This window comes from Streptomyces torulosus (genome assembly GCF_001419765.1).
Taxonomy (GTDB): Bacteria; Actinomycetota; Actinomycetes; order Streptomycetales; family Streptomycetaceae; genus Streptomyces; species Streptomyces torulosus.
Map to the genome: position 1 here is coordinate 1 of NZ_LIRK01000229.1, position 11,864 is coordinate 11,864.

Below are 11,864 nucleotides of genomic sequence, written 5' to 3' on the forward strand. Positions count from 1 at the left end.
TCACCCGCCCCCAACCCTGACGCCGAGATGACCCAGGTGGTCCGACCGTGAACAAGCCCCTGCGCCGGATCGCGATCTTCTGCGGGCTCCTTGTCCTGGCCCTGCTCATCCGCGACAACTGGATCCAATACGTCCAGGCCGACTCACTGAAGACGGACGACAGCAACCGCCGGGTCGGCATCGAGCGCTACGCCACCCCCCGCGGCGACATCATCGTCGACGGCAAGGCCATCACCGGGTCCGTCGCCACCAAGGGCACCGATTACAAGTACAAGCGGACCTGGAAGAACGGCGAGATCTGGGCGCCGGTCACTGGGTACTCGTCGCAGATCGTCGGCGCCTCCCAGCTGGAGAACCTCGAGGACGGCATCCTCACCGGCAACGACGACCGGCTGTTCTTCCGGAACACGCTAAACATGATCACCGGCGAGAAGAAGGAGGGCGGCAGCGTCGTCACCACCCTCAACGCCGCCGCGCAGAAGGCGGCCTTCGAGGGCCTCGGCGACAAGAAGGGCGCAGTCGCCGCGATCGACCCGAAGACCGGCGCGATCCTCGCCCTGGCCTCCACTCCGTCGTACGACCCGTCGGTTTTCGCCGGTGTCAGCCAGAAGGACGGCGAGGCCTTCTCCAAGCTTGAGAAGGACAAAGACAAGCCGATGCTGAATCGCGCGCTGCGCGAGACCTACCCCCCGGGCTCCACGTTCAAGGTGGTCACGGCCGCCGCCGCCCTGGAGAACGGCATCGTCGACGGCATCGACAAGGCCACGGACACCCCGGACCCGTACCAGCTGCCCGGCACGAGGACCGACCTCACCAACCAGCACGGCAAGTGTGAGAACGCCACCCTGCGCGAGGCCCTGAAGGTGTCCTGCAACACCGTCTTCGCCAAGCTCAGCGACAGCGTCACCAACGAGAAGATGATCGAGCAGGCGGAGAAGTTCGGCTTCAACGAGGCCGAGCTGGACGTCCCGGTCCGCGCCGCGGAGAGTGTCTACCCCGTGGACAACGAGCCGCAGAACGCGCTCGACGGCATCGGCCAGGGCTCCAACCGCTCCACTCCGCTGCAGATGGCGATGGTCTCCGCGGCCATCGCCAACGACGGCGAGCTGATGAAGCCGTACATGGTCGACCAGCTGCGCGCCTCCAACCTCGACGTCATCGAGTCGCACGACCCGGAGCCGCTTTCCCAGGCCGTCTCGGCGGAGACCGCTCAGAAGCTGCAGAAGATGATGGAGACCGTCGTCAACGATCCGGGCGGCACCGGTGGTGCAGCCAAGATCAACGCGGAGGGCGTCACCGTCGGCGGCAAGACCGGCACCGCCCAGCACGGCGTCGACAACAAGGAGCTTCCGTACGCCTGGTTCATCTCCTACGCCAAGCTCAGCGACGGCAGCTCGCCGGTGGCCGTGGCCGTGGTCGTGGAGGACGGCAGCGCCAACCGTGGTGAGATCTCCGGCGGTGGTCTCGCCGCCCCGATCGCGAAGAGCGTGATGCAGGCAGTGATCAACAGCAAGAAGTGACCCCGCTCACGTCACCTCCACATCGGTGCACGTTGCGATACCGGTCCTGTATCGGGTGACGCGGTTGGCCAGGTCATGAAAGGCGAGACGGGTACCGTATGCCCGGAGCACAGCCGCCGGACCACACAGAGGTGCGGTCGGGACCGACGGAGAGGGCTGGTAGGAAGCTATGGAAGAGCCGCGTCGCCTCGGCGGCCGGTACGAGCTGGGCCAGGTGCTCGGCCGTGGTGGCATGGCGGAGGTCTACCTCGCGATGGACACCCGCCTCGGCCGCACCGTGGCGGTGAAGACGCTGCGAGCGGACCTCGCGCGCGACCCCACCTTCCAGGCCCGGTTCCGCCGGGAGGCCCAGTCGGCCGCCTCGCTCAACCACCCCGCGATCGTCGCGGTCTACGACACGGGCGAGGACTACATCGACGGGGTCTCGATCCCGTACATCGTCATGGAGTACGTCGAGGGCTCGACGCTCCGTGAGCTTCTCCACAGCGGTCGCAAGCTGCTGCCGGAGCGGGCCATGGAGATGACCATCGGCATCCTCCAGGGTCTGGAGTACGCCCACCGCAACGGCATCGTCCACCGTGACATCAAGCCGGCCAACGTCATGCTGACGCGCAACGGCCAGGTCAAGGTGATGGACTTCGGTATCGCCCGCGCCATGGGTGACTCCGGCATGACGATGACGCAGACGTCCGCCGTCATCGGTACCGCCCAGTACCTCTCCCCCGAGCAGGCCAAGGGCGAGCAGGTGGACGCCCGGTCCGACCTGTACTCCGCGGGCTGTCTGCTCTACGAACTGCTGACGGTCCGTCCCCCGTTCGTCGGCGACTCCCCCGTGGCGGTCGCCTACCAGCACGTACGGGAGGAGCCTCAGCCCCCGAGCGTCTTCGATCCGGAGATCACGCCGGAGATGGACGCCATCGTCCTGCGTGCCCTGGTCAAGGACCCGGACTACCGCTACCAGTCCGCCGACGAGATGCGCGCCGACATCGAGGCCTGCCTCGACGGCCAGCCCGTCGCGGCCACCGCGGCCATGGGCTCGGTCGGTTACGGCGGCTACCCGGACGACCAGGCCACCACGGCGCTGCGCTCCCAGGACGCCGGCGCCACCACGATGCTGCCCCCGATGAACGGGGACGACGGTTACGGCTATGACGACCGCCAGGGGCGTCGCCGCCAGCAGAAGAAGAACAACACCTCGACGATCCTGCTGGTCGTCGCGGGTGTGCTCGTGCTCGTGGGCGCGATCCTCATCGGACGGTGGATGTTCGCCGGTGGGGACGGGGGCAACGACACCCTCAAGGCCCCGAACTTCATCGGCCAGACGGAGAAGGAAGCCAGACAGGCGGCGAACAACGTCGACCTCAAGGTGACCACTACCCAGAAGGCCTGCGAGAACCAGAAGACCGGCAACGTCTGCAGTCAGAACCCTGCGGCCGACGCCCCCGTGAAGAAGGGCGACACCATCGCCCTGGTGATCTCGACGGGCGCCCCGAAGGTCTCCGTCCCCGACGTCACCGGACTCCAGTTCAACGAGGCCAAGGCCCAGCTGGAGGAGAAGGGCTTCGTGGTCGAGCGGAAGAACGAGGAGTCCGACCGCAAGCCCGGCGTCGTGATCAGCCAGGACCCCGACAGCGGCAAGCGCGAGAAGGGCTCCACGGTCACGCTGACGGTGGCCAAGGAGGCGGAGAAGTCCGTCGTGCCGACGGTCGCGGGCCGCAGCTGTGACGACGCCAAGGCCCAGATGGAGGCCAATGACCTCGTCGGCACCTGCACCGATGTGGAGACCGACGACGACAACCTCGTCGGCAAGGTCGTCGCCACCAACCCGGAGGCGGGCACCGAGCTCAACCCGGGTGACACGGTGACCATTCAGATCGGCAAGAAGGCCGAGGAGAAGAAGGCCAAGGTCCCGAACGTGGTCGGCCAGACCGTGGGTCAGGCGAAGCAGATCCTGCAGCAGAACGGCTTCACCAACATCCAGTTCGCCCAGGGCAGCGACCAGAGCGACACCGCGCTGGTCACCGACCAGGACCCGGACGGCGGCAACGACGCCGTGCCGAGCCAGACGACGATCACCCTCGCCTCCGTGAGCTTCGGCGGCAACAACAACGGCGGTAATGACAACGGCGGCAACAACGGCGGGGGCTTCTTCGGAGGCCTCACCGGCGCCCGCTTCGAGGACTGATCACCACCTCGTCCAGCATCAAGACCGATGCCCGGCCCCTCCGGAGAGGGGCCGGGCATCGGTCTTTCCGGTAGGAGCCGGGCAATCAGCCGCCATAGCGATGTTTCACGTGAAACAGTCGCGGCTAGCGCAGTTCCTTCGGCAGGGTGCGTTCCGCGTTCACCCGTTCCACCCGCTCCAGCTCGCCCCACACGATGTAGCGATGGCGGGAGGTGTAGACGGGGGTGCAGGTGGTGAGGGTGATGTACTTGCCGGCCTTCTTCTTGCCGGACTCCTTGGGGATGCTCGACAGGACCTTGACGTTGTACTTCGAGGTCTCGGAGAGGGTGTCGTAGACCTTGTAGACGTACCAGTTGTCGCGGGTCTCGAAGACGATCGGGTCGCCCTTCTCGAGCCTGTCGATGTTGTGGAACTTGGCTCCGTGACCGTCGCGGTGTGCCGCGAGAGTGAAGTTGCCGTCCTTGTCGGTGGTGGGGAGCGTCGCCTTGACCGGGCTCATGTAGTAGCCGGCGACACCGCCGTTGAGGACCTTGGTCGAGGTGCCCTTCTTGACCAGGACCTCGCCGTTCTCCATGGCCGGCACATGCAGGAAGCCGATGCCGTCCTTGGTGTCCAGGGCGCCCGGGCTGTCGTCCGCCGCCTCCCAGTTGTCGCGGACCTTGTCCGCTTCCTCGCCGGCCTCGCGGTCGGCCAGGACGTTCGTCCACCACAGTGAGTAGACGACGAACAGGCCCAGCACCACGCCCGCGGTGATGAGCAGTTCACCGAAGACACTGACCGCCATCGCGATCCGTCCCATGCGACGACGCTTCGGCGCGGTCTCGGACGTGTCCGTCCGCTCTTCGGTCTCGTCGGTGGTCACTGCCACAGTTCATCCGCCCTTGATCGAGCCCCTACTGGACGAGCGCGTCGGGCTTCCCCTTGCTGCGCGGCCGTTCCTCCACCATCTTGCCCCACACGATCATGCGGTACTTGCTGGTGAACTCCGGGGTGCACGTGGTGAGGGTGATGTAGCGGCCGGGCCCGGTGAATCCCGAGCCCGGGGGCACCGGATTGAGCACGCTGACGTTCGACGGCGCCGTCACGGGCAGGATCGACGCCATGTCGTAGACGTAGTACGCGTCCTGGGTCTCCACGACGATCGGGTCGCCCGGCTTCAGACGATTGATGTACCGGAACGGTTCTCCGTGGGTGTTCCGGTGTCCCGCGATACCGAAGTTGCCCGTCTTGTCCTGGGGCATCGCCGTCTTGATGCTGTTCTCGTCGTAGTGCCCGACCATTCCGCGGTCCAGGACCTTCGACTTGCTGATGCCCTCGGCGATGGGCACGACCACGTCGAGCTTCGGGATGTGCAGGATGGCGAAGCCCTGGCCGGGCTCGAACGCGCCCGGCGCGCGCTTGCCGCTCTTCCACTCCTCCTGAAGGCTGGTCGCCTCCCGGCCCGCCTGCTGCTGGGCCCGGATGTTCGACCACCAGAGCTGATACGTCACGAACAGCAGCATCAGCACGCCGGTGGTGATGAACACCTCGCCGATCACCCGGCTCGCGACCACGCCCATGCTGGGCTTGCGCGCTCGCGCAGCCCGCCGTGCCTCGACCCGGGAGAGCGGCGCCGAAGCCTCTCCTGCCGCCCCTAAGGGCTTGTCGGGCCCGTGAGCGGCTCCGGAGCCCGCCCGGGCTCCCGGGGACCCTCCGTGCCTCCCGTGCCGTCTGGCGGCCTTACGGCGCGCCGCGCGGCCCCCTGGAGCGGGCGGCGTCTGTATCGCCTCGGCCTCGGCGGCCAGACGCCGGGCCTCCTCCACCCGGAGGGCCACCGTCTCCTCGTCGATCGGAGGGTGCTCCTGGGCGGTGTCGACCGGGGTGTGCTCGTGCACGGCCGGTTCATAGGCCGAGGGCCGTGGCGCCTGGTAGGCGGTCGGTTCGTAGTTCTCGAAGGGCTCCCCGTAGGGCGTCCTGGAGCGCGGTTCGTAGGACGGCTCCGCGTAGTCCCGCCGGCCGTACCAGTCGCCCTGGGGGTAGTCCATCTCCTGGGGCTGGGCCTGTGGCGGGGCGTACCACTGCTGCGGCGGATCGGCCGGGGGGAGGGTGCTGAAATCCTCCGCCTCGAACGACTCGGCGCCCCCGTACGCGGCCTCGCCGCCGTAGGGGGCACTCTCGCGCTCGGGGCGCAGGGCTGTCACGCCGTGGCCCTGCCCACCACCGGGGCGAGCCCCGCCGACCTCGCCACGGCGCCTTCGTCCCCGCATTCCACCAGCCAGTTGGCCAGCATGCGGTGGCCGTGCTCGGTGAGCACCGACTCGGGGTGGAACTGCACGCCCTCGACGGGAAGTTCACGGTGCCTGAGGCCCATGATGATCCCGTCGTGCGTACGAGCCGTGACCTCCAGTTCGACGGGTACGGTCGCGGGCGCGGCGGCCAGCGAGTGGTAGCGGGTCGCGGTGAAGGGCGTCGGCAGGCCCGCGAAGACGCCCCTGCCCTCGTGCTCCACCAGCGAGGTCTTGCCGTGCAGCAGTTCGGGGGCGCGGTTCACGACCCCGCCGTACGCCACCTGCATGGACTGCATGCCGAGGCACACCCCGAACACGGGCACGCCGGTCTCGGCGCAGTGGCGGACCATGTCGACGCAGACGCCGGCCTCCTCGGGGGTGCCCGGTCCGGGGGACAGCAGGACACCGTCGAAGTCGTCCTGGGCGTGCGCGGTCGCCACCTCGTCGTTGCGCAGCACCTCGCACTCCGCGCCCAGCTGGTACAGGTACTGGACCAGGTTGAAGACAAAGCTGTCGTAGTTGTCGACGACGAGGATGCGGGCGGGTCGGGCGGCACTCACTGGTCGTTCACCGTCACATCGTTGAAGGGCAGCAGGGGCTCCGCCCAGGGAAAGACGTACTGGAAGAGGACGTAGACGACGGCCAGGGTGAGCACGATGGAAAGCAGCGCCTTCAGCCACACATTGCCGGGCAGATGCCGCCAGATCCAGCCGTACATGCCGTCCCTTCCTTCACACCACGGCACCGGATTCACGCCGTACCGCCACCAGACTAACGGCGTAGTGCCTCAGGTTTCCCTGACTCCACAGGCTTCGTGGATTCGAGATGGCCCCACACGATGAGCCGATGGCTGTGGCCCCACTCCGGGTCGCAGGTCGTCAACGTCAGATAGCGCCCCGCGCGCGTGTAGCCCGATTTCTTCGGCACGGGGTCGATGACCTGGACGTCCGCGGGCAATGTCCGATAGGGCCCCTTGTCGATGACGTACGTGTACCAGTGGGCGCCGTCGGTCAGGACCACCGCGTCACCGGCCCGCAGCTTGGGAAAATCTTTGAAGGGATCGCCATAGGTGCGGCGATGGCCGGCGACCGCGAAGTTTCCCTTCTGTCCCAGCTGAGCGGTGTTCGCGTAGTGCCCGAGCCCCTTCTTCAAGGTGCTGGTCCTGGTGCCCTCCAGCACAGGCTTGTTCCACGTGAAACCAAGACGCGGGATGTACATGAGGGCGAAGGGTTTCGCGTCCTTGTACGGCGCGGGCGGCTTCGGACTCGCCGTGGTCCCCGCCGCGCTGGTCGGTCGCACCGGTTGCCTCGCCCACTGGTCCTGGAGCAGGTCGACCTGGCGGTCCATCTCGGTGTCGGCCTTCACGCCGGTCCAGAAGAGCACGTAGACGACGAAGAGCACGATCAGGGTGCCGACGGTGATGCAGAGTTCGCTGACGGTCCTGACGATCACACGCACCGACACAGGTCCCCCGGCTGCCGTTACGGGCTTCTACTCCACGGGCTTGGCGTACTGCAGATCCACTGTGCCCGAGTAGCCGGGCAGAGTCACCGGCCCGTCCTCCGTGACTTTCCAGCCGAGTCCGTAGACGTTGACGTACACCATGTAGTTCTGGATCGCCTTGCTCTCGGCGAGCGCCTTCTGGAGCTTCTCGGGGTCACCGACCGCCTGGATCTTGTACGGCGGCGAGTAGACGCGGCCCTGGAGGATCAGGGTGTTGCCGACGCACCGCACGGCGCTGGTGGAGATGAGCCGCTGGTCCATGACCTTGATGCCCTTGGCGCCGCCCAGCCACAGGGCGTTCACCACGGCCTGCAGGTCCTGTTGGTGGATGACCAGGTAGTCGGGCTGCGGCTCGGGGTAGCCGGGAAGCTTGGCGGTGGCGTTCGGCGGGGCGTCGTTCAGGGTGACGGTGATGGCCTCGCCTTTGAGCCGCTGGGTGCCGGCGTTCTTCTCCAACGCCGTGAGCCGTGCGTCCTCGGCCTCGGTGCTGCCGTCGTCCCGCTCGGCGAGGGCCTCGACGTCGTCCCGGAGCACCCCGTTGGACTCGTCGAGCTGCCCGTTCTTGTGGCTGCGCTCCTGGATCAGGTCGGAGAGCTTGAGCAACGAGGCGTCCGTGCGGATGTTCGTGCCCTTGGCCGTGTCGAAGCTGGTGAAGAAGATGAGCCCGGCGAGGGCGAAGACCCCCACGGTGAGCACGCGCACGGGCCGGACACCGCCCCGGGCGGAGGCGTCACCGGTCGCGAGGGACGAGGAGCCGTCGGACTCGACGGTCCCGGAACCCGGCCCGGAGGAGTCGCCGGAACCGGCCTTGGGGGAGTCGGCTGAATTGCTCAACGTACCCTTATCTCCTTAGGCGGCGCGGAAGCACTACGCTAACGGACGCCCGGGGGAGCATTCAGTGTCCCCTTGTACGCTGCCCCGGAGCCCCGCCCCGTTCCCTGCGCGGCCACGCAGCGCATCGACAGGAGAGACCCTCGTGCCGAAGTCACGTATCCGCAAGAAGGCCGACTACACGCCGCCGCCGTCGAAGCAGGCCACAGCCATCAAGCTGAACAGCCGCGGCTGGGTGGCTCCCGTCATGCTGGCCATGTTCCTCATCGGCCTGGCCTGGATCGTCATCTTCTATGTGACCGACGGCTCGCTGCCCATCGACTCCCTCGGCAACTGGAACATCGTGGTGGGCTTCGGCTTCATCGCCGCCGGATTCGGCGTCTCGACCCAGTGGAAGTAGCACTTTCCACACCCGTGTGACCAGCCCTCCCCAGAGCTATCCACGGAGTTATCCACAGGTGTTTTCCACAGTGGGGAAAAAGAACGACGATCTGTGGATAACTCATCGGGCGTTGACGCCGGTATGACTGATCCGTCACCCTCGCAAGCATGTTCGCCCCCTGTCCGACCTGCGGAAACGCAGGTGAGCGACAGGGGGCACACCTGTTCCCGCACCCTATGCACAAGATCCGCCACGGTCTGTGGACAACAGTGCTGTAGCAACATCGTCCAGGTGCCCGCTCACCGGTGAATCAGGGCTGATCAGGTGAGCTGGGCAGTCCTGACCACAGTCATGATCAGGACGGTGGCCAGGACCAGGGCGCACACCCCGAACTGGATCAGCGCCCGCCGCTCCCGAGGAGCGTGCACCATCGCGTAGCCGACCACGACACCGCCGACGAGGCCGCCCACATGGGCCTGCCACGAGATGTTGAAGAACGGGCTGAACGTGAAGATCAAGTTGATCACCAGCAGGATGACCAGCGGCCGCATGTCGTAGTTGAGATGCCGCATGAGGACGCCGGTCGCACCGAAGAGACCGAAGATCGCGCCGGACGCACCGAGTGACGGCTGGTTCGGCGCGGCCAGCAGGTAGGTGAGGGCACTGCCCGCGAGGCCGGAGACGAAGTAGAGCGTCAGATAGCGGGCACGGCCCAGGGCCGCCTCCAGGGGGCCACCGATCCACCAGAGGCTGAGCATGTTGAACAGGATGTGCGTGACGCCGCTGTGCAGGAACATCGACGTCACAAGCCGGTACCACTGGCCCTCGGCGATGCCCTGGAGCCCGAGCTCCGGGACCCAGGCTCGCCCGATGAGGTCGACCCGGTCGGTGAAGCGGTCGCCCAGCGACGTCTGCACCAGGAACAGCAGCAGGTTCGCGCCGACGAGGATCTTGGTGAGGAGACGGGGATCGGCGCTGACGGTGCCGCCCGCGAGGGTGCGGGGCTGGGAGGCGGAGGGGGCGTGGCCCGTGCCCGAGCCGTTGCGGACGCAGTCCGGGCACTGGAAGCCGACGGAGGCGCTGACCATGCACTCGGGGCAGATGGGGCGTTCGCACCGGGTGCAGCGGATGCCCGTCTCGCGGTCCGGGTGCCGGTAGCAGGTGGGCAGGCTCTGCGCGTCCTGCGGGCTGCTCGGCACCTGGTCCATCGGTCCCCTCCGTCTCGTGTGTGGAACACATCGGCCCCGCCCATCCTTACGGATGAGCGGGGCGAATGGTTCCCTTGGGGACCTTGCGAACCTTTCGGTTCCGGCGCACGCGGGCGCCCCTGAGGCCCCGGCCCGCGTGGCGGGCCTTCGGGCGGCTCAGCCCTGGCGGGTCTCGACGACGACCGACTCAATGACGACGTCCTTGACCGGGCGGTCGGTGCGGGGGTTGGTCTGGGTGGTCGCGATGGAGTCGACGACCTTCTGGCTGGCCGCGTCGACGACCTCGCCGAAGATGGTGTGCTTGCGGTTCAGCCATGCCGTCGGGGAGACGGTGATGAAGAACTGCGAGCCGTTGGTGCCCGGACCGGCGTTGGCCATGGCCAGCAGGTAGGGCTTGTCGAACGCGAGGTCCGGGTGGAACTCGTCCCCGAACTGGTAGCCAGGGCCGCCGGTGCCGTTGCCCAGCGGGTCACCGCCCTGGATCATGAATCCGCTGATCACCCGGTGGAAGACCGTGCCGTCATAGAGCTTGTCCGTGGACTTCTGGCCGGTCGCCGGGTGGGTCCACTCGCGCTCGCCCTTGGCGAGCTCGACGAAGTTCTTGACCGTCTGGGGCGCGTGGTTCGGCAGCAGCCGCACCGCGATGTCGCCGTGGTTTGTCTTCAGGGTGGCGTACAGCTGCTCAGCCACGATCTGCCTTCCGTTGTCCTCTGTGACTTCCCCGATCCTCGCACGGACGGCGCCCGGAGTCGCCCGACGGCCACGCCCTCGTCCGGCATGCGCACCAAAAACGGGTCGAGTACCCACGGTATCGGCGCGCTTGGCGACGATCCGTGGCATTGTCGGCACTGTCGTGGACAAGCTCCCGTTGCCCCGTATTCATCCGCAATTGCACAGCACCGGATCGCGAACGGTTCCCGGCTTCCTGACCGCGCGGAGCCGGCTCGCATGACCCGGATGCCCGCCCTCACATGCCTCAGAGCGTTCCGAGAGGCATGATCGCCAAAAGGGTGGAAAGTCGAAATACCGTACGCCACCGAGGAGGAGGATCCCGTGACCCGCATCGACAGCGTGCGCGCCGCGACCGGTTCGGCGAAGGACAGCGTGCTGCACGCCGCGGAAGTGGTGGCGCCCTACGCCGACACGGCCAAGGAAAAGGCCTCGCACTACGCACACGAGGCGCGCGTGAAAATGGCGCCCAAGGTGTCGCAGGCCGCGGAACAGGCACGCGTCCAGTACGGCGCCCTTGTCGTCCCGCGTCTGGAACAGGCACGCACGCACGTACCGCCGAAGATCGACAGCGCGGCGCATGAGGCCGCCGTGCGCACTCGGAAGGCGGCCCGCCAGGCCGCCGACTACTCCCGCCCGCGACTCGAGCAGGCAGTGGCCGCTGCCGGCCCCATGCGGGAGGAGGCCACGGCCCGGAGCGTGGCGGCGCTGGCCGCGCTGCGCGGTCAGGTGTCGCCCGAGCAGATCCAGAAGCTCATCCGCAAGCAGCAGCGTCGCGCCAGGGCCGGCCGCGTCTTCAAGGGCGTGGCCGTGATCGGCGTCCTCGCGGGCGGCGCCTTCGCCGCCTGGAAGTGGTGGGACAAGCAGGCCAACCCCGACTGGCTGGTCGAGCCCCCCGCCGCCACCGAGGTCTCCGAGCCCGGGCGGCTGTCCTCCGTGGGCGGCAGCGACGAGTCCGCCCTCGACCCCGAGGTCGAGGCGAAGCAGGCCGAGGACGAAGCGGCGAACCGCGACGACCGTCGCTGAGACGAGCGAGCGCCGCCGCCGACGCACTGGCGGTGCCGTGATCGAGGTCGGCCGTGGCGCCGTGGAAGCCAGCGGGTGCCGCCATGGAGGCCGGAAGCCGGGGCTTTGGCCCGCGGCTGATACGAGTGTGCCCGCCCCGGCCCGTCTGAGGCGCGGCGCCTTCAACAGCCCTGTGGGCCGGAAGACTTGATGGTCTTCCGGCCCACAGGGCTG

General features: G+C 67.7%; 12 protein-coding genes. 4 read left to right on the forward strand and 8 right to left on the reverse strand.

What is annotated here, in order from left to right:
- The first annotated feature begins 47 nt into the window (after nt 1-47).
- Both AOK23_RS16455 and pknB read left to right on the forward strand, forming a co-directional pair.
- Complete coding sequence (locus AOK23_RS16455) at nt 48-1,520, forward strand: peptidoglycan D,D-transpeptidase FtsI family protein (protein ID WP_055713461.1); 1,473 nt, start codon at nt 48-50, stop codon at nt 1,518-1,520.
- A 169-nt stretch (nt 1,521-1,689) separates the two neighbouring features.
- The gene (pknB, locus tag AOK23_RS16460; protein WP_055713462.1) at nt 1,690-3,705 is read left to right on the forward strand and encodes a Stk1 family PASTA domain-containing Ser/Thr kinase; all 2,016 of its coding nucleotides are present in this window, start codon (nt 1,690-1,692) and stop codon (nt 3,703-3,705) included.
- A gap of 124 nt (nt 3,706-3,829) precedes the next feature.
- Here the strand turns inward: pknB and AOK23_RS16465 are convergent, their stop codons facing one another.
- From AOK23_RS16465 to AOK23_RS16485, 6 genes are read right to left on the reverse strand one after another with little or no spacing between them, the layout of a single operon-like run.
- On the reverse strand, nt 3,830-4,573 hold the full coding sequence (locus AOK23_RS16465) for a class E sortase (protein WP_055713463.1): 744 nt from the start codon (nt 4,571-4,573) through the stop codon (nt 3,830-3,832).
- A 25-nt stretch (nt 4,574-4,598) separates the two neighbouring features.
- A complete protein-coding gene (locus tag AOK23_RS16470; protein WP_055713464.1) occupies nt 4,599-5,885 on the reverse strand; it encodes a class E sortase in 1,287 nt (428 codons plus the stop codon).
- Entirely contained in the window at nt 5,882-6,532 is a 651-nt protein-coding gene (locus AOK23_RS16475) for an aminodeoxychorismate/anthranilate synthase component II (RefSeq protein WP_055713465.1), read from the reverse strand. The genes AOK23_RS16470 and AOK23_RS16475 overlap by 4 nt, the downstream gene beginning before the upstream one ends.
- Nucleotides 6,529-6,690 (reverse strand): hypothetical protein, encoded by a 162-nt coding sequence (locus AOK23_RS46820; protein WP_107102800.1) that lies wholly within the window; start codon nt 6,688-6,690, stop codon nt 6,529-6,531. The genes AOK23_RS16475 and AOK23_RS46820 overlap by 4 nt, the downstream gene beginning before the upstream one ends.
- 53 nt (nt 6,691-6,743) lie before the next feature.
- The gene (locus AOK23_RS16480) at nt 6,744-7,436 is read right to left on the reverse strand and encodes a class E sortase (protein WP_055713466.1); all 693 of its coding nucleotides are present in this window, start codon (nt 7,434-7,436) and stop codon (nt 6,744-6,746) included.
- Nucleotides 7,437-7,463: 27 nt separating this feature from the next.
- Entirely contained in the window at nt 7,464-8,309 is an 846-nt protein-coding gene (locus AOK23_RS16485; RefSeq protein WP_055713467.1) for a DUF881 domain-containing protein, read from the reverse strand.
- Nucleotides 8,310-8,451: 142 nt separating this feature from the next.
- Between AOK23_RS16485 and crgA the strand changes: the two genes are divergently transcribed.
- A complete protein-coding gene (gene crgA / locus AOK23_RS16490; protein ID WP_055520005.1) occupies nt 8,452-8,706 on the forward strand; it encodes a cell division protein CrgA in 255 nt (84 codons plus the stop codon).
- A 302-nt stretch (nt 8,707-9,008) separates the two neighbouring features.
- On the opposite strand, the gene AOK23_RS16495 is transcribed toward crgA, so the two are convergent.
- Both AOK23_RS16495 and AOK23_RS16500 read right to left on the reverse strand, forming a co-directional pair.
- Nucleotides 9,009-9,896: a rhomboid family intramembrane serine protease gene (locus AOK23_RS16495; RefSeq protein ID WP_055713468.1), complete on the reverse strand. Its 888-nt coding sequence runs from the start codon at nt 9,894-9,896 to the stop codon at nt 9,009-9,011.
- Between the two features lie 156 nt (nt 9,897-10,052).
- Nucleotides 10,053-10,586, reverse strand: coding sequence for a peptidylprolyl isomerase (locus tag AOK23_RS16500; RefSeq protein WP_055713469.1), 534 nt, complete (start codon nt 10,584-10,586; stop codon nt 10,053-10,055).
- A gap of 363 nt (nt 10,587-10,949) precedes the next feature.
- Here AOK23_RS16500 and AOK23_RS16505 point away from each other — a divergent pair, with 363 nt between their 5' ends.
- Nucleotides 10,950-11,651, forward strand: coding sequence for a DUF5324 family protein (locus AOK23_RS16505; RefSeq protein WP_055713470.1), 702 nt, complete (start codon nt 10,950-10,952; stop codon nt 11,649-11,651).
- Nucleotides 11,652-11,864 lie beyond the last annotated feature (213 nt).

Bases quoted from the DNA above. Each gene is read 5' to 3' on its own strand.
- pknB (WP_055713462.1), top strand. From the start codon at position 1,690: ATGGAAGAGCCGCGTCGCCTCGGCGGCCGGTACGAGCTGGGCCAGGTG.
- AOK23_RS46820 (WP_107102800.1), bottom strand. From the start codon at position 6,690: ATGTACGGCTGGATCTGGCGGCATCTGCCCGGCAATGTGTGGCTGAAG.
- AOK23_RS16495 (WP_055713468.1), bottom strand. From the start codon at position 9,896: ATGGACCAGGTGCCGAGCAGCCCGCAGGACGCGCAGAGCCTGCCCACC.